Consider the following 15,794-nt stretch of genomic DNA (forward strand, 5'->3'; position numbering starts at 1 on the left):
CACCCCGGTATTATTGGTGTTATGGGTTTGAATCGAGCTTAGCCTTGTTCATTTTTTTACACAACACCCCCGTAAAAAATACAACACGGCCCGATCAAACCTGCGGACGCTAAAGCGCTCTAAGGCATAAAAACGCCACAATGTGCCTCAAAAATGCCCAATGGGCGCTTTTTTAGGGCAAAAAAGGCCTCGCTTGACTTCGGCATGCCGTTCGGGTTGACTGAAACCCGAAGAGATCAATGATTGATATTTTTAACAACAAAGGTGTTGCATCATGTCGGTACCCCCGCGTGCCGTTCAGCTTAACGAAGCGAACGCGTTCCTTAAGGAACATCCTGAGGTTCTGTACGTTGACCTTCTGATTGCGGATATGAATGGTGTGGTGCGCGGCAAGCGCATTGAACGCACCAGTCTCCACAAGGTTTACGAGAAAGGCATCAACCTGCCGGCCTCTCTATTTGCTCTGGATATCAATGGCTCGACGGTCGAAAGCACCGGTCTGGGCCTGGACATCGGCGATGCTGACCGAATCTGCTATCCGATCCCTGACACCCTCTGCAATGAGCCTTGGCAGAAGCGCCCTACCGCGCAACTGTTGATGACCATGCACGAACTGGAAGGCCAGCCGTTCTTTGCCGACCCGCGAGAAGTGCTGGCCAATGTCGTGCGCAAGTTCGACGAGATGGGCCTGACCATTTGCGCCGCCTTCGAACTGGAGTTCTACCTGATCGACCAGGAGAACGTGAACGGTCGTCCGCAACCGCCACGCTCGCCAGTGTCCGGCAAACGCCCGCACTCGACACAGGTCTACCTGATCGACGACCTCGACGAATACGTCGACTGCCTCCAGGACATTCTGGAAGGGGCGAAAGAGCAAGGCATCCCTGCCGACGCGATCGTCAAGGAAAGTGCCCCGGCGCAGTTCGAAGTGAACCTGCACCACGTGGCCGACCCGATCAAGGCCTGCGACTACGCGGTTCTGCTCAAGCGTCTGATCAAAAACATCGCCTACGACCATGAGATGGATACCACCTTCATGGCCAAGCCTTACCCGGGCCAGGCGGGTAACGGTCTGCACGTCCACATCTCGATTCTTGATAAAGACGGCAAAAACATTTTTGCCAGTGAGGATCCCGAGCAGAACGCCGCACTGCGTCACGCGATCGGCGGTGTGCTCGAGACCCTACCGGCGCAGATGGCTTTCCTCTGCCCGAACGTCAACTCCTACCGTCGTTTCGGCGCACAGTTCTACGTGCCGAATGCACCGTGCTGGGGTCTGGACAACCGTACTGTTGCGGTGCGCGTGCCGACCGGTTCCGCCGACGCGGTCCGTCTGGAACACCGCGTTGCCGGTGCCGATGCCAACCCGTACCTGCTGATGGCTTCGGTCCTGGCAGGCGTGCACCACGGTCTGACCAACAAGATCGAGCCAGGCGCACCCGTGGAAGGCAACTCCTACGAGCAGAACGAGCAAAGCCTGCCGAACAACCTGCGCGATGCATTGCGCGAGCTGGACGACAGCGAAGTCATGGCCAAGTACATCGATCCGAAATACATCGATATCTTCGTCGCGTGTAAAGAGAGCGAGCTGGAGGAGTTCGAACACTCCATCTCCGACCTCGAGTACAACTGGTACCTGCATACCGTTTAAGCGATTGCAGTAAAAACAACGCCGCAGGCCTCACAGCTTGCGGCGTTTTTTTATGGTCAATCACCCAACCTTTATGGATCATCCCCAAGCTCTGCGTACAATGCCCGCTGCCCAGCAGGAGACTTCGATGACCCGACTCGCCACCCCACGCAAACCCCGCGCACGCAGCCAGGCCCGGATCGATTCGATACTCGACGCCGCCCGCACGCTGCTGGCTGCCGAGGGCGTGGCCAGCCTGTCGATCTACAGCGTCGCCGAACGCGCGGAGATCCCGCCCTCCTCCGTCTACCACTTCTTTGCCAGCGTCCCGGCGCTGCTCGAAGCCCTGACGGCTGACGTCCACGCGGCGTTCCGTGCCTGCCTGCAAGCGCCCATCGACCACGACGCCCTGAACGGCTGGCGCGATCTGTCGCGACTGGTGGAACAACGCATGCTCGACATCTACGACGAAGACGCCGCCGCCCGCCAACTGATCCTCGCGCAGCACGGACTGACCGAAGTCACCCAGGCCGACCGCCAGCACGACATCGAACTCGGTGACCTGATGCACAAGCTATTCGATCATCATTTCGAACTGCCGAAATTGCCGACCGACGTCGATGTGTTTGCCCTCGCCATGGAACTCGGCGACCGCGTCTATGCGCGCTCGGTGCAACAACACGGACAGATCACCCCGCGCATGGCCGAAGAAGGCATGCGGGTATTCGACGCCTATCTGGGCCTGTATTTGCCGCCCTACCTGCCGAAGCGCCCCGCGCTCTGATCGTTCCCACGCTTTGGTGGGAACAATCAGAGCTCGCACGCGCTTACAACTTGGCGATCGACACCTCGGTGGATTTCACAAACGCAATCACTTCGCTGCCGACCACCAGTTCCAGCTCTTTCACCGAGCGCGTGGTGATCACCGAGGTGACGATGCCGGAAGCGGTCTGTACATCGATTTCCGACAGCACGTCACCGAGTACGATTTCCTTGATGGCGCCTTTGAACTGGTTGCGAACGTTGATGGCTTTGATCGTCATGAGGTTGATTCCTGTCGTTGGATAAGGCTGGTTATTGAGCCCAACGCAATTGCGTGGGCAATGGTGAAACAGGTTCCGGCACCGGCGGTTCGCCGGGCAATGCCAGCACGCGATTGAGGACTTCGGTTTCCAGCGTCGCCAGCCGATGGGAGCCACGAACCCGAGGGCGCGGCAGTTCCACGTGCAGGTCGAGACCGACTTCACCCTCCTCGATCAGGATCACCCGATCGGCAATCGCCACCGCTTCACTGACGTCGTGGGTGACCAGCAACACGGTGAAACCGTGCTTCTGCCAGAGCCGCTCGATCAACTGCTGCATTTCAATTCGGGTCAGCGCATCCAGCGCGCCCAGCGGTTCGTCCAGCAACAGCAAACGCGGTTGATGGATCAGCGCGCGGGCCAGGGCCACACGTTGCTTTTGCCCGCCGGACAAGGCGGCCGGCCATTCATTGGCGCGGTCTGCGAGACCTACCGATTCCAAGGCTTCCAACGCTTGTGGCCACCAGTTGCCCTTGAGCCCGAGGCCGACGTTGTCGATGACCTTTTTCCATGGCAGCAAACGCGCTTCCTGGAACATCAGTCGGGTGTCTTCCCGCGCCTCACTCAGCGGCGCGGAACCGGCCAGCAATTCACCGCCCGTGGGTTTGTCGAGGCCGGCGAGCAAGCGCAGCAAGGTACTTTTGCCGCAACCGCTACGACCGACCACGGCGACAAACTGGCCCGCCGGGATGTGCAGATCGATCTCACGCAGCACCTGCCGCGAGCCGAAGGTTTTTTGCAGTTTGCGCACTACTAGCGGAATGCCGCGCAGCAGGCGTGGAGGTTGTTGAGCCGTCATGCCGCACCTCCCTTGGTCGCCTGATAGGCCGGGTGCCAGCGCAACCACACGCGTTCAAGTCCACGGGCCGCGAGGTCGGCGAGTTTGCCGAGCACGGCGTACAAGAGAATCGCCAGCACCACCACGTCGGTCTGCAAGAACTCCCGGGCATTCATCGCCAGGTAGCCAATGCCGGAGCTCGCAGAAATGGTTTCCGCCACGATCAGGGTCAACCACATGAAACCGAGGGCGAAGCGCACACCGACCAGAATCGAAGGCAGCGCGCCCGGCAGGATCACCTGACGGAACAGGCTGAAACCGGACAAGCCATAACTGCGAGACATTTCCACCAACGCCGGATCGACGTTGCGGATGCCGTGATAGGTGTTGAGATAGATCGGGAACAACGTGCCCAATGCCACCAGAAAAATCTTCGCCGACTCATCAATGCCGAACCACAGGATCACCAGCGGAATCAGCGCCAGGTGCGGCACGTTACGGATCATCTGCACCGAACTGTCGAGCAGCCGTTCGCCCCATTTCGACAGACCGGTGATGAAACCCAACGCCAGACCGATACCCCCGCCGATAGCGAAGCCCAACGCTGCGCGCCAGCCGCTGATCGCCAGGTGAGTCCAGATTTCACCGCTGCGCACCAGACTCACGCCGGCTTCGATGACCGCAATCGGCGCCGGCAGAATCCGTGTCGACAACCAGCCCGCCGACACCGACAACTGCCACACCGCCAGCAGCAAAACAGGTAACGCCCAGGGCGCAAGGCTGTAGATAAGTTTCTTCATGGCGCGCCTCAGCTCTGCGACGCGGCTTTGGGGAGGATGTCGTTGGCAACCATCTCACCAAACGGGCTGACGTAACCGGTGCTTTTCGGCAATTCCGGACGCTCGATGTCCAAGTGCGGGAACAGCAACTCGGCAACGCGGTAGGACTCTTCCAGGTGTGGATAACCGGAGAAGATGAACGTGTCGATGCCCAGGTCCGCGTATTCCTTCACGCGGGCGGCCACGGTTGGACCGTCGCCCACCAGCGCCGTGCCAGCACCGCCGCGCACCAGGCCGACACCGGCCCACAGGTTGGGGCTGACTTCCAGATTGTCGCGGCTGCCACCGTGTAATGCGGCCATGCGTTGCTGACCGACCGAGTCAAAGCGCGCCAGAGAGGCCTGGGCACGCGCGATGGTTTCGTCATCCAGATGAGAGATCAGCCGATCCGCCGCTTGCCAGGCTTCGGCATTGGTTTCACGAACGATCACATGCAGACGAATGCCGAAGCGCACGGTGCGCCCGAGCTTCGCGGCTTTAGCGCGTACTTGTTCGATCTTCTCGGCAACGGCTGCCGGAGGTTCGCCCCAGGTCAGGACCATCTCGACCTGCTCCGCCGCGAGGTCTTGCGCCGCTTCCGAAGATCCACCGAAGTACAGCGGTGGACGCGGTTGCTGGATCGGCGGATACAGCAACTTCGCCCCCTTCACGCTGATGTGCTGACCGTCGTAATCGACGGTTTCGCCTTCCAGCACGCGGCGCCAGATGCGGGTGAATTCCACCGAGGCTTGATAGCGTTCTTCGTGACTCAGGAACAATCCGTCGCCGGCCAATTCTTCTGGATCACCGCCGGTGACCAGGTTGAACAACGCACGACCGCCGGACAGGCGATCCAGCGTCGCGGCCTGACGCGCTGCCACCGTCGGGGAAATGATCCCGGGGCGCAGCGCGACGAGGAATTTCAAACGCTGGGTCACCGGGATCAGCGACGCCGCTACCAGCCACGAGTCTTCGCACGAGCGACCGGTAGGAATCAGCACCCCGCCGAAGCCCAGGCGATCCGCCGCTTGCGCAACTTGTTGCAGATAACCGTGGTCGACGGCGCGAGCGCCTTCGGAGGTGCCAAGGTAATGGCCGTCGCCGTGAGTAGGCAGGAACCAGAAGATATTGAGGCTCATGGAGTGGTCTCCTTAGGGAATCGAATTACTGAGCGTTGGCAACGGCCGCCGGTGGCGTCCAGATCACGTCTTTGATGCTCAGCGGCTTTGGAATCAGCTTGAGCTGGTAGAAGCTGTCGGCGATTTTCTGTTGCGCGGCGACCACTTCAGGCGTGAGGAACAGCGCGCCGTAGCCTTGGCGTTTCACCGAAGTCAGGGTGATGTCCGCTGGCAGGCCGAGCAGCGGTGAGACTTGTTTAGTCACCTCGATGGGATTGGCCCTGGACCATTCGCCGACCGCACGTACTTCTTCCACCAGGGTCTTGATCACCTCAGGATTTTTCTGCGCATAAGGCTTGGTCGCGAGGTAGAACTGATGGTTGTCGACGATGCCTTGGCCATCACGCAAGGTGCGTGCTTGCAGTTGCTGTTCGGCGGCAGCCTGGTACGGGTCCCAGATCACCCAGGCATCGACGCTGCCACGCTCGAACGCGGCGCGGGCATCGGCCGGCGGGAGGAATACGGTCTGGATGTCGGTGTATTTGAGGCCGGCGTCTTCCAGTGCGCGGACCAGCAAATAGTGAACGTTGGAACCTTTGTTCAGGACGACTTTCTTGCCCTTGAGGTCCTGCACCGATTTGATCGGCGAGTCCTTCGGCACCAGGATCGCTTCGCTGTGAGGAGCAGGCGGTTCGTAGGCGACGTAGAGCAGATCGGCGCCGGCGGCTTGAGCGAATACGGGTGGCGTTTCACCCGTAACGCCGAAGTCGATGGAGCCGACGTTCAGGCCTTCGAGCAGCTGCGGGCCGCCGGGGAATTCAGTCCATTGCACGTCCACGCCTTGGGTGGCGAGGCGTTTTTCCAAAGTGCCTTTGGCTTTGAGCAGCACCAAAGTGCCGTACTTTTGATAACCGATTCTTAGGGTCTCGGCTTGAGCTTGAGCTTGAGCTTGAGTAATAACGCCGAAGGACACAGCCGCAACAAACAGAGCGACCAGACCACGACGCAAAATGACAGTGCGCATAGCGCTCTCCTTTTTGCAGTTGGGTTTTGGCTGCACCTGCTTAACCGTTAGCGGCTGAGTAAGGTGAGTGGATCAAATTCAGGTGTGGCTTAAGTGCTGGCTTAAATGCTCCAGCGAGCACTCAACAAACGTTCATTCAACAGGTTCGGATCGATCGGCTTGGGCCGTCGGGCCATGGCGCTGAAAAACAGCTCCAGCGATTCATTCAGTCGTTGTTCCAGCTCGGGTACCAACTGCGCCTGGGCGCTGCCTTCGCCGTAAGCGATCTGGCTGTCCACGGCGAAAATCCCGTGGAGCATTTCCTGGGCTTTCAACGCCGACAGCACCGGCTTGAGCGCGTAATCCACCGCCAGCATGTGGGCGATGCTGCCACCGGTGGCCATTGGCAAAACCACCTTGTGGGCCAGGGCGCGCTCGGGCAGCAGGTCCAGCACGGTTTTCAATGCGCCGGAGAACGACGCCTTGTACACCGGTGTAGCGATCAGCAGGCCATCGGCGTTTTCAATCTGCTGCAGCAGGTCGATGACCTTCGGGCTGTCGAAGCGTGCATGCAGCAAGTCTTCGGCCGGGAAGTCCCGTACCTGGTAACTCACCACTTCCACACCTTGCGCTTGCAACCAACGTTGGGAGCGCTCCAGCAGCACCCCGGAACGGGAGCGTAGGCTGGGACTGCCACCGAGTGAGACGACCAGCATTCAGGCGATTCCTTGAACGGTGTTGGCGATTCGCGGCTTGCGATCTCGCTGTGATGGAGTGACCTTAACAGGTGATTGTTATATCCATAAATCATATTTATTCATTTGGTTATTCTTTACTGATCTATACGGAATATCTTTCCCAGGCAAAAAAATAGGCCGTAAAAACGGCCTGAAATCCCCTGCTTTGTGGTGATCGTTCCCACGTCGAGGCGTCGAACCGTCCGCGTGGTAATGCCTCAAGGGACGCTCCGCGTCCAGTGACGCGGAGCGTCACGGGCTGCATTCCCACGCAGAGCGTGGGAACGAGAGTTAGCTGAGTTACCTGTTCGGCTGTGGCGTCAGACGCAGGTACGGCTTCACCGCGCGATAGCCCTTGGGAAAACGTTTCTGGATTTCGTCTTCATCCTTGAGCGAAGGCACGATCACCACTTCATCACCGTCCTGCCAGTTGGCCGGCGTGGCCACCTTGTAGTTGTCGGTGAGTTGCAGCGAGTCGATCACCCGCAGAATTTCATGGAAGTTACGGCCGGTGCTCGCCGGGTAGGTGATGGTCAGCCGAACCTTTTTGTTCGGGTCGATCACGAACAGCGAGCGCACGGTCAGGGTGTCGTTGGCATTCGGATGGATCAGGTCGTAAAGGTCCGACACCTTGCGGTCGGCGTCGGCGAGGATCGGGAAATTGACGAGGGTGTTCTGGGTTTCGTTGATGTCCTCGATCCACTTGTGGTGCGAGTCCACCGGATCCACGGAAAGAGCAATGGCTTTCACACCGCGCTGGGCAAATTTGTCTTTTAGCTTGGCAGTGAAGCCCAACTCGGTGGTGCACACCGGGGTAAAGTCCGCCGGGTGGGAAAACAGCACGCCCCAGCTATCGCCCAGCCATTCGTGGAAACGGAGGGTACCGGCGCTGGAATCCTGTTCGAAGTCGGGGGCGATATCGCCCAGTCTGAGGCTCATGGTGCTGCTCCTGGTGAATGCTTGTTGAGCTCAACAGTGCCTGCATTTCTTATTCATTAAAAAGAATAAATATCGATTTGTTTAGATCGCAAATGAATATTAAAAATGTGTTCATTGGACCTTGCCGACGATCAGGACGACTATCGCCCACAAGGTTCGAGAAGGCCTTGAGTTGCTGCACAAAGAGGGAAATTTCGAGGAGGGTTTACGGGGGTGAGCCTGACTTGAAAACGCAAAAGCCCCGCCCGGCGTGATGCCGGGCGGGGCTTTTTTTACTTCAGTTACGCGAGTGCTATTACAACAGCGGGATCGAGTAGCTGACGATCAGACGGTTTTCGTCCTGGTCGCGCACGCCCACCATGTCGGTGCGCCACATAGCGTTTCTCCAAGCAATGCCAAGGTTTTTCAGCGGGCCTTCCTGAATGACGTAAGCAACAGAGATGTCACGTTCCCACTCGGATTGACCGGTAGTCTTGGCGCGAGCAGCAGTGTTGGCCACGGTATCGATGTCGCTACCCTTCAGGTAGACAACACCGGCGGTCAAACCAGGAACGCCCACCTTGGCGAAGTCGTAAGCGTAACGAGCTTGCCAGGTACGCTCGCCGGCACGGGCGAATTTCTGGATCTGCATGTCGGTAGTCAGATAAGCCGACGAACCGTCACCCTGGTTCAGCCAAGGGAAATCGCTGCTACCGTTGCTGACCTGATAGCCGCCTCCGAAGGTGTGACCGGCAACCGAGTACAGGAACAAGCCGCTATACAGGTTGTTGTCGACCTTGCCACGACCGGCGCGAAAACCGTCGTAATTACCCGATGTGTAGTAAGCGGTATCGTGACCGTTGGCACCGTCATCGGAGCTGTTGAAGTAACGCAGGTCAGACTTCAAGACGCCCGGACCGATCGACCAGTTGTGAACCAGACCCAGGAAGTGTTGCTTGTAGAAGTCTTCCAGGTTGCCGTAGTAGTACTGGGCAGTCAGGTCCTTGGTGAGCTTGTAGTCACCACCGGCATAGTAGAATTTGTTGCTGTCGCGAAAGTTCACACCGCGGGTGTTCGCACCAGCCAGCGACAGGCTTTCGTTATCGGTGGAGTTACGGCCCTTGGCCTTCTCAATCTGACCGGCAACCAACGTCAGGTCTTTGATGTCGTTGGTAGTGATTTGACCGCCCTGGAAAGTTTGCGGCAGCAAACGACCGTCGTTAGTCACGATAACCGGCAATTTTGGTTGCAGAGTACCCAACTTCAACTCTGTCTGAGAGACCTTAACCTTACCGGTCACACCCAAACTGGCGTAATCATGGACAGCCTTGTTGCCGTCACTTGGGAACACAGTACCGCCTGAAGCCGTACCGGTATAGTTGCCATGGTCTTCGCGGCTGGAATCCAGTCGCACGCCATACAGGCCAATGGCGTCAACACCGAATTGGACAGTACCTTGGGTGTAACCCGAGATAAAGCGCAGATCGAAGCCTTGACCCCATTCCGCGTTCTTGCTCCTGGTGTTAGACGTTGCCGATGGATGGCCATTACGGTTATCAGTGTTGATGTAGAAGTTACGCAGCCCCAATGTAGCCTTGCTGTCTTCGATGAAACCGGCGGCGCCTGCCTGCTGCGCCAAAACCCCTACGGCCACAGCCAGGGCCAAGGTGGACTTGTTCATTTGTTTCGCTCCTATCGTTTCTAATTTTGTGTTCTTTGGTCTCGGGTCTAACGCCCCAGATCCAAGATGCGCGATTAGCACCAGACCGTGACTTATAAGGCAATCGTAACTATATGTGTCTACGACCAAGGTCTAACCGCAGTGATTTGGTCCCTACAAGGAGAATTCCTAAAAACCAAAAGGAATTATTTTGTCAGTTTTAATAGCATTCAGGAATATAGCTCAGCACTACCTATCCGAACCGGGACACTGGGTATCGGCTCATAAGCTAATTCCTAAATAGTATTTGTTAGCCTTTTTTTAGATCGATTAGCGTTTAAGCATCCCGAAAACGTCAATCCCTATCGGATTTGCGACCCCATGATGGCCAAGCGCGCACTATCCAGTCCATTTGTTACAGTTTGTGTATCGGTATTATTTTCTTTTAGCGCTCACGCGGCGAACCTCACGGTCGGTTATCAAACCGGTATCGACCCCAGCAAAGTCCCCCAGGCAGATGGACTGTACGAGAAAACCATCGGCCAGAAAATTGACTGACGTCGTTTCAATAGCGGCCCGGAAGTGGTTACAACCAGTGGAAGCGTGGGGACATTGATGGGCTTTTGTCGGCTCAACAGACCACCGCGCTGCTGGACGGCGGCACGGCCAAGGCCATTGGCGAAACGGCGAAGTTCTTGAAGGAACAAGGGAAGGTCGAGACGGTTGCTGCCGGATTATTCGCCGTATGTCAGCGCAAAGTTTGTAGCGGAGTAACACAAACCCTGTGGCGTGGGAGCAAGCTCCCTCGCCACAAAAGCCTGCGGTTACAGGGTCTTTTCGAAGATCTTCGAATTACGCTGAAAGTTGTATAGCGATGCCCGCGCCGACGGCAGGCGTTCGACGCTGCTTGGCACGAAACCACGCTCGCGAAACCAGTGAGCGGTCCGGGTAGTCAGTACGAACAAGGTTTTCAACCCTTGCGCCCGGGCGCGGGTTTCGATGCGCTCCAGCAGCTCATCACCACGACCGCCATGGCGGTATTCCGGGTTCACCGCCAGACACGCCAACTCCCCCGCATCCGAATCAGCAATCTGATACAGCGCCGCACAGGCGATGATCATGCCTTCGCGTTCGACCACACTGAACTGTTCGATCTCACGCTCCAGCACCTCACGGGAACGCCGCACCAGAATGCCCTGCTCTTCCAGCGGGCTGATCAAATCCAGCAAGCCGCCGACGTCTTCGATGGCCGCTTCGCGCACAATCTCGAATTGCTCCTGGGCCACCAGCGTACCGCCACCGTCACGGGTGAACAGTTCGGTCAGCAGCGCGCCGTCTTCGGCGTAGCTGACGATATGACTGCGCGCCACACCACCGCGGCAGGCCTCAGCGGCCGCATCCAACAGCTCAGCCTGATAGTTGCTGCCCAGGCGCTGCAGATGCGCGGGCACTTGTTGCGGACGCAACTCACGAACCAGCCGACCGTTTTCATCGATCAGCCCCAGGTCGGCGCCGAACAACAGCAGCTTGTCCGCCCCCAGATCGATGGCCGCGCGAGTGGCGACGTCTTCGCAGGCGAGGTTGAAAATCTCACCGGTCGGCGAGTAACCCAGTGGCGACAACAGCACGATGGAGCGTTCATCCAGCAGACGATTGATGCCCTTGCGGTCGACCCGACGCACTTCGCCGGTGTGGTGATAGTCGACGCCTTCAAGCACGCCGATCGGCCGCGCCGTCACCAGATTGCCGCCGGCCACCCGCAGACGCGAGCCCTGCATCGGCGATGAAGCCATGTCCATGGACAGTCGCGCTTCGATGGCGATACGCAACTGGCCGACCGCATCGATCACGCACTCAAGGGTCGCGGCATCGGTGATGCGCATCCCATGGTGGTAATGCGGGGTCAGGCCGCGCGCAGTGAGGCGGGTTTCAATTTGCGGACGGGAACCGTGAACCAGCACCAGTCGCACGCCCAAGCTGTGCAACAACACCAGGTCGTGGACGATATTGCCGAAGTTCGGGTGCTCCACGCCGTCGCCGGGCAGCATGACGACGAAGGTGCAATCACGGTGGGCGTTGATGTAAGGCGAAGCATGACGAAGCCAATTAACGTAGTCGGGCATGAACCTGGGCCTGTAATAAATAGCAGCCAAAAAATGGGCGAAACTGAAAACGCACAGCGGGCTGATGGTTATCGTCGGAACAGGCTTGGCGACACGCGCGCTCTCCTCATGAATACGGGTTGGGATGCTGGCAATTTATACGGCTTGGGCCGGTGTGAGGCAGTAATGTTCAATCAGTTGTCGTAATAGATGCACGGTAGGCTGCAAACGTGACATTTCGAGGTATTCCCCCGGTTGGTGCGCGCAGGCGATATCGCCAGGGCCCAGCACCAGTGTTTCGCAGCCAAGACGCTGAAGATAAGGCGCTTCGGTGGCGAACGCCACTGCTTCGGCGCGGTGGCCGGTGAGCTTTTCCGCGACACGGACCAATTCGGCGTCCTCGGCTTGCTCGAACGGCGGCACTTCGGGGAACAGCGGTGCGTAATCGATCTTCACCTGATGCCACTCGGCAATGGGCTTGAGCTTCTGCAGAATCTGCGCGCGCAGGGCATTGGGGTCCATGCCCGGCAACGGGCGCAGATCAAACTCCAGCGAACACTGGCCGCAAATGCGGTTGGGGTTATCGCCACCATGGATGCAGCCGAAATTCAGGGTCGGCGTCGGTACACCGAACTGCGGATTGCGAAACTCGCGCTGCCACTGCAGGCGCAAACCGCGCAGCTCGCCGATGGCATCGTGCATGGCTTCGAGGGCACTGTGGCCGAGGCGCGGGTCCGAGGAGTGGCCGCTCTGACCGAGGATGTCGATGCGCTCCATCATGATGCCTTTGTGCATGCGGATCGGCTTTAGCCCGGTCGGCTCGCCGATGACAGCGGCACGACCCAGTGGCCTCCCGGCTTCGGCCAGTGCGCGAGCGCCGGACATCGAGCTTTCTTCATCACAGGTCGCGAGGATCAGCAGCGGTTGTTTGAACGGTTGGTCGAGCAGAGGAATGACGGCTTCGATGGCCAGGGCGAAAAAACCCTTCATGTCGCAACTGCCCAGCCCGATCCAGCGGCCATCGACTTCGGTCAGCTTCAGAGGATCGGTCTGCCACAGCGCGCCGTCGAACGGCACAGTGTCACTGTGTCCGGCCAGCACCAGGCCTCCGGGGCCAGAACCGAAACTGGCCAGCAGGTTGAATTTGCCGGGGCTGACCTGCTGGATGTCGCAGGTAAAACCCAGATCGCCGAGCCACGTCGCCAGCAGATCAATCACTGGACGGTTGGATTGATCGAGGCTGGCCTGCGTACAGCTGACGGACGGCGTAGCGATCAGCGCAGCGAACTGATCTTTCATGGACGGCAAAGGCATCGCTGACTCCCAACTCCCGATGTGAAGTCCATCATAGAGCCATCCAGTGACAGGAATAAACCGCCGCGGCACGTAGGACTGATGAGTCCTGTACACTGCACGACCTTGGCAGCCACACATTCCCCCCGGCTGCGCTCCCGATCCTGGATTTTCCGGCCATGCAGAAAGAAACCGAAATCAAACTCCGCGTCAGCCGCGAAACCCTCGCCGCGCTGCGCGAGCACCCGCTCCTGAAAAAACGCAACAAAAGTGGCTGGGAACGCCGTGAGTTGATGAACCAGTACTTCGACACGCCTGAGCGCGACCTGGCCCGCGCCAAGGTTGCCCTGCGCCTGCGCCGCGATGGCGAAGAAGTGATTCAAACCCTCAAGACCCGTGGTCAGAGCGTCGCCGGCCTGTCGGTGCGTAACGAATACGACTGGAACCTGCCCAAAGCCAAGCTCGACGTGAAGAAACTCGACGGCGAATGCTGGCCCGAAGAACTCGCCGAGCTGGACAAGAAAACCCTGAAGGCGATCTTCACCACCGATTTCGTCCGCGAACGCGCTGAAATCGCTTGGGGCCGTGGCAAGACCAAAGTGGTCATCGAAGCCGCGCTGGACCTCGGCCACGTGGTGGTCGGCAAGCAGAAAGAAGAAATCTGCGAACTGGAGCTGGAACTGCGCGAAGGCGAGCCGTCCGCTTTGCTGGAACTGGCCGCCGAACTGGCCGCGACCCTGGCCCTGATGCCATGTGACATCAGCAAGGCCGAACGCGGTTATCGCTTGTACGACGCCAACAGCTATTCGTTGAGCCTGCCGGCGCCGCAGATCACCACCGAAACCCCGCTGGATGACGCTTTCGCCGCGCTGAGCTGGCACTTGCTGAGCAGCAGCCAGCGTCTGGCCGAGCAGTATCGCTTCAACGGCCACTGGCGCCTGCTGCAGGACTGGGTCGAAAACCTGGCTGAATTGCGCGCGCTGCTCAGCAGCCTGGGTCAAGCCGCACCGCGTCAGTCGACGCACGATCTGCGCGTCGCGCTGGATGCCTTGCTCGAAGACTGGCGTCCGCTGGTTCAAGCCGGGATAGATGACGAAGACGTGCGCAAAGCCGCGCCGGAGCAGTTCCTCGAAGAACTCGAAGACCCGCGTTGGGGCCTGTTCTCGCTGAACACGTCGCGCTGGTTGCTGGCCCGCACCTGGGCGGCCGATCGCAACGTCCGCGGCAATCGCCAAGGCGCCGCGCAACTGGGCAGCTGGCTGCCGCGCCTGCTGGGTGAAGAAGCGACTTCGCTGCAGTTGCAGCGTTATCAGCAACAGCCGGAAGACCTGGCCGAACAACTGCCGCGCATCGAGCGCATCCAGGCCTGGCTGCATCACGCCCGCAGCGTGTTGGACATCCCGGAAATGGATCGCCTGTATGGTGAGCTGAAACAGCTTGCTCTGCTCGCTAACGAGCCGATCACCGATGAATCGCTGGATGCGCGCAAGCAGCAGGCGATTGCGGTTTATCAAAATCGCGCCTGGAAAATGCTGCTGCGTATGTAACACCGCCTTCGCGGGCAAGCCTCGCTCCTACAGAGGATCACCGAAATCCTGTAGGAGCGAGGCTTGCCCGCGAAGAGGCCAGCCCATTCACCGCAAAACCTCAGACCGGCAAACTCGTCGTGGACTTGATTTCCGACAACGCCACGATCGAGTTAACCTCCTGAATCCCCGGCACCATCGACAGCTTCTCGAAGAAGAAGCGCTCATACGCTTCGATGTCCGCCGTGACGATGCGTAGCAAGAAATCCACCGACCCCATCAGCACATAACACTCCAGCACTTCGGGAAAGCCACGAATCGCCTCGGTGAACTCGGTGAAGTTCGAACGCCCGTGAGCGTTGAGTTTTATTTCAGCGAAGATCTGCGTGTTAAGCCCGATCTTCTTGCGATCAAGCAACGTCACCTGCCCCCGAATGATCCCCTCTTCCTTCATCCGCTGAATCCGTCGCCAGCACGGCGACTGCGAGAGTCCCACCTGTTCGGCGATCTGTGCGCTGGAGAGTGAGGCGTCCTCTTGCAGCAACGCGAGAATCTTGCGGTCGTAGCCATCCAGCTCGCTATGCATAAAAAAACCTTTGATCGATAACTTTACGAATCAAGCAATTCAAATAACTGCCAATAATCCCAATCATAGATAAGAAATGCCGGGCACCTAATGTAAAAATTCCTCCAGTGATTTTGGAGTCCGACCATGCCGCATCTAGAAGCCGTGAACACCCCGCACACCCGCGCCGATGTCTGGAACGTCAGTAACGTCCACTGCCGCGTTCACTATCAATTGCTGGCCGAGGCCGAACCGGATCTGCTGTGCCGGGCACTCAACCTGTTTGCCTTGCAGTGCCTGACACCGGTGCAGTTCAACATGCAGCGTATGGACGACCTGCTGTCGATCGACATCGTCGATGGACGGTCTGAGCTGGCACCGCGCCCAAGTGATCGCGGAAAAATTACGTAACCTGATCAGCGTCTGTTCGGTTGAGCTGCAAGCGGCTGATTGCGCTTGGGATGAACCGGTTCAAGCGGCAGGCTGAAAAAACTCGACACGGCTTCGTCCGGTAGTGGCCCAACGGTCTGCGGGTCCGAGACTATCCTTTGCGAACTGTTGTTC

General features: G+C 58.7%; 14 protein-coding genes and 2 pseudogenes. 5 read left to right on the forward strand and 11 right to left on the reverse strand.

Going from position 1 to position 15,794, the window contains the following annotated elements; translation table 11 throughout:
- Positions 1-274: 274 nt before the first annotated feature.
- Positions 275-1,651: a glutamine synthetase family protein gene (locus ACYZT3_RS28395; RefSeq protein ID WP_282376101.1), complete on the forward strand. Its 1,377-nt coding sequence runs from the start codon at positions 275-277 to the stop codon at positions 1,649-1,651.
- A gap of 127 nt (positions 1,652-1,778) precedes the next feature.
- Positions 1,779-2,414, forward strand: coding sequence for a TetR/AcrR family transcriptional regulator (locus ACYZT3_RS28400; protein WP_282376102.1), 636 nt, complete (start codon positions 1,779-1,781; stop codon positions 2,412-2,414).
- A gap of 43 nt (positions 2,415-2,457) precedes the next feature.
- On the opposite strand, the gene ACYZT3_RS28405 is transcribed toward ACYZT3_RS28400, so the two are convergent.
- The 8 genes from ACYZT3_RS28405 to ACYZT3_RS28440 form a co-directional block, all read right to left on the reverse strand.
- Complete coding sequence (locus tag ACYZT3_RS28405; protein WP_007942473.1) at positions 2,458-2,673, reverse strand: TOBE domain-containing protein; 216 nt, start codon at positions 2,671-2,673, stop codon at positions 2,458-2,460.
- 31 nt (positions 2,674-2,704) lie between these two features.
- On the reverse strand, positions 2,705-3,511 hold the full coding sequence (gene ssuB / locus ACYZT3_RS28410) for an aliphatic sulfonates ABC transporter ATP-binding protein (RefSeq protein WP_462031218.1): 807 nt from the start codon (positions 3,509-3,511) through the stop codon (positions 2,705-2,707).
- Positions 3,508-4,290: an aliphatic sulfonate ABC transporter permease SsuC gene (ssuC, locus tag ACYZT3_RS28415; RefSeq protein WP_462031219.1), complete on the reverse strand. Its 783-nt coding sequence runs from the start codon at positions 4,288-4,290 to the stop codon at positions 3,508-3,510. Before ssuC ends, ssuB begins: the two co-directional genes overlap by 4 nt.
- 8 nt (positions 4,291-4,298) lie before the next feature.
- Positions 4,299-5,447, reverse strand: a complete 1,149-nt coding sequence (gene ssuD / locus ACYZT3_RS28420) for an FMNH2-dependent alkanesulfonate monooxygenase (RefSeq protein WP_462031220.1) — start codon at positions 5,445-5,447, stop codon at positions 4,299-4,301.
- Between the two features lie 25 nt (positions 5,448-5,472).
- Positions 5,473-6,450 (reverse strand): sulfonate ABC transporter substrate-binding protein, encoded by a 978-nt coding sequence (locus tag ACYZT3_RS28425; RefSeq protein WP_462031221.1) that lies wholly within the window; start codon positions 6,448-6,450, stop codon positions 5,473-5,475.
- Between the two features lie 101 nt (positions 6,451-6,551).
- Positions 6,552-7,145 (reverse strand): NADPH-dependent FMN reductase, encoded by a 594-nt coding sequence (ssuE, locus tag ACYZT3_RS28430; RefSeq protein ID WP_461967015.1) that lies wholly within the window; start codon positions 7,143-7,145, stop codon positions 6,552-6,554.
- A 321-nt stretch (positions 7,146-7,466) separates the two neighbouring features.
- Entirely contained in the window at positions 7,467-8,105 is a 639-nt protein-coding gene (locus ACYZT3_RS28435; RefSeq protein ID WP_462031222.1) for a peroxiredoxin, read from the reverse strand.
- Between the two features lie 295 nt (positions 8,106-8,400).
- Complete coding sequence (locus ACYZT3_RS28440) at positions 8,401-9,765, reverse strand: OprD family porin (protein WP_462031223.1); 1,365 nt, start codon at positions 9,763-9,765, stop codon at positions 8,401-8,403.
- Positions 9,766-10,128: 363 nt separating this feature from the next.
- Here ACYZT3_RS28440 and tauA point away from each other — a divergent pair.
- Positions 10,129-10,299: pseudogene (tauA, locus tag ACYZT3_RS28445) on the forward strand (taurine ABC transporter substrate-binding protein); the annotation flags it as partial.
- Between the two features lie 269 nt (positions 10,300-10,568).
- On the opposite strand, the gene argA reads toward tauA, so the two are convergent.
- Together argA and argE are read right to left on the reverse strand one after the other, a co-directional pair.
- A complete protein-coding gene (gene argA, locus ACYZT3_RS28450; protein ID WP_283182106.1) occupies positions 10,569-11,867 on the reverse strand; it encodes an amino-acid N-acetyltransferase in 1,299 nt (432 codons plus the stop codon).
- 135 nt (positions 11,868-12,002) lie between these two features.
- Entirely contained in the window at positions 12,003-13,160 is a 1,158-nt protein-coding gene (gene argE / locus ACYZT3_RS28455) for an acetylornithine deacetylase (RefSeq protein WP_462031224.1), read from the reverse strand.
- 158 nt (positions 13,161-13,318) lie between these two features.
- On the opposite strand from argE, the gene ACYZT3_RS28460 reads away from it, so the two are divergent.
- Complete coding sequence (locus ACYZT3_RS28460) at positions 13,319-14,686, forward strand: CYTH domain-containing protein (protein WP_462031225.1); 1,368 nt, start codon at positions 13,319-13,321, stop codon at positions 14,684-14,686.
- Positions 14,687-14,786: 100 nt separating this feature from the next.
- Here the strand turns inward: ACYZT3_RS28460 and ACYZT3_RS28465 are convergent, their stop codons facing one another.
- A complete protein-coding gene (locus tag ACYZT3_RS28465; protein ID WP_046045137.1) occupies positions 14,787-15,251 on the reverse strand; it encodes an Lrp/AsnC family transcriptional regulator in 465 nt (154 codons plus the stop codon).
- A gap of 126 nt (positions 15,252-15,377) precedes the next feature.
- Between ACYZT3_RS28465 and ACYZT3_RS28470 the strand changes: the two are divergent.
- Positions 15,378-15,717 (forward strand): annotated as a pseudogene (locus ACYZT3_RS28470) (hypothetical protein).
- The last annotated feature ends 77 nt before the right edge of the window (positions 15,718-15,794 follow it).

The organism is Pseudomonas sp. MDT1-16 (assembly GCF_054898115.1).

What these genes read in the sequence shown, in the direction of transcription:
- argA (WP_283182106.1), bottom strand. Translation starts at nt 11,867, where the DNA reads ATGCCCGACTACGTTAATTGGCTTCGTCATGCTTCGCCTTACATCAAC.
- ACYZT3_RS28395 (WP_282376101.1), top strand. Translation starts at nt 275, where the DNA reads ATGTCGGTACCCCCGCGTGCCGTTCAGCTTAACGAAGCGAACGCGTTC.
- ACYZT3_RS28460 (WP_462031225.1), top strand. Translation starts at nt 13,319, where the DNA reads ATGCAGAAAGAAACCGAAATCAAACTCCGCGTCAGCCGCGAAACCCTC.
- ACYZT3_RS28425 (WP_462031221.1), bottom strand. Translation starts at nt 6,450, where the DNA reads ATGCGCACTGTCATTTTGCGTCGTGGTCTGGTCGCTCTGTTTGTTGCG.
- ssuD (WP_462031220.1), bottom strand. Translation starts at nt 5,447, where the DNA reads ATGAGCCTCAATATCTTCTGGTTCCTGCCTACTCACGGCGACGGCCAT.
- argE (WP_462031224.1), bottom strand. Translation starts at nt 13,160, where the DNA reads ATGCCTTTGCCGTCCATGAAAGATCAGTTCGCTGCGCTGATCGCTACG.
- ACYZT3_RS28465 (WP_046045137.1), bottom strand. Translation starts at nt 15,251, where the DNA reads ATGCATAGCGAGCTGGATGGCTACGACCGCAAGATTCTCGCGTTGCTG.
- ssuB (WP_462031218.1), bottom strand. Translation starts at nt 3,511, where the DNA reads ATGACGGCTCAACAACCTCCACGCCTGCTGCGCGGCATTCCGCTAGTA.
- ACYZT3_RS28435 (WP_462031222.1), bottom strand. Translation starts at nt 8,105, where the DNA reads ATGAGCCTCAGACTGGGCGATATCGCCCCCGACTTCGAACAGGATTCC.
- ssuE (WP_461967015.1), bottom strand. Translation starts at nt 7,145, where the DNA reads ATGCTGGTCGTCTCACTCGGTGGCAGTCCCAGCCTACGCTCCCGTTCC.
- ACYZT3_RS28405 (WP_007942473.1), bottom strand. Translation starts at nt 2,673, where the DNA reads ATGACGATCAAAGCCATCAACGTTCGCAACCAGTTCAAAGGCGCCATC.
- ACYZT3_RS28400 (WP_282376102.1), top strand. Translation starts at nt 1,779, where the DNA reads ATGACCCGACTCGCCACCCCACGCAAACCCCGCGCACGCAGCCAGGCC.
- ssuC (WP_462031219.1), bottom strand. Translation starts at nt 4,290, where the DNA reads ATGAAGAAACTTATCTACAGCCTTGCGCCCTGGGCGTTACCTGTTTTG.
- ACYZT3_RS28440 (WP_462031223.1), bottom strand. Translation starts at nt 9,765, where the DNA reads ATGAACAAGTCCACCTTGGCCCTGGCTGTGGCCGTAGGGGTTTTGGCG.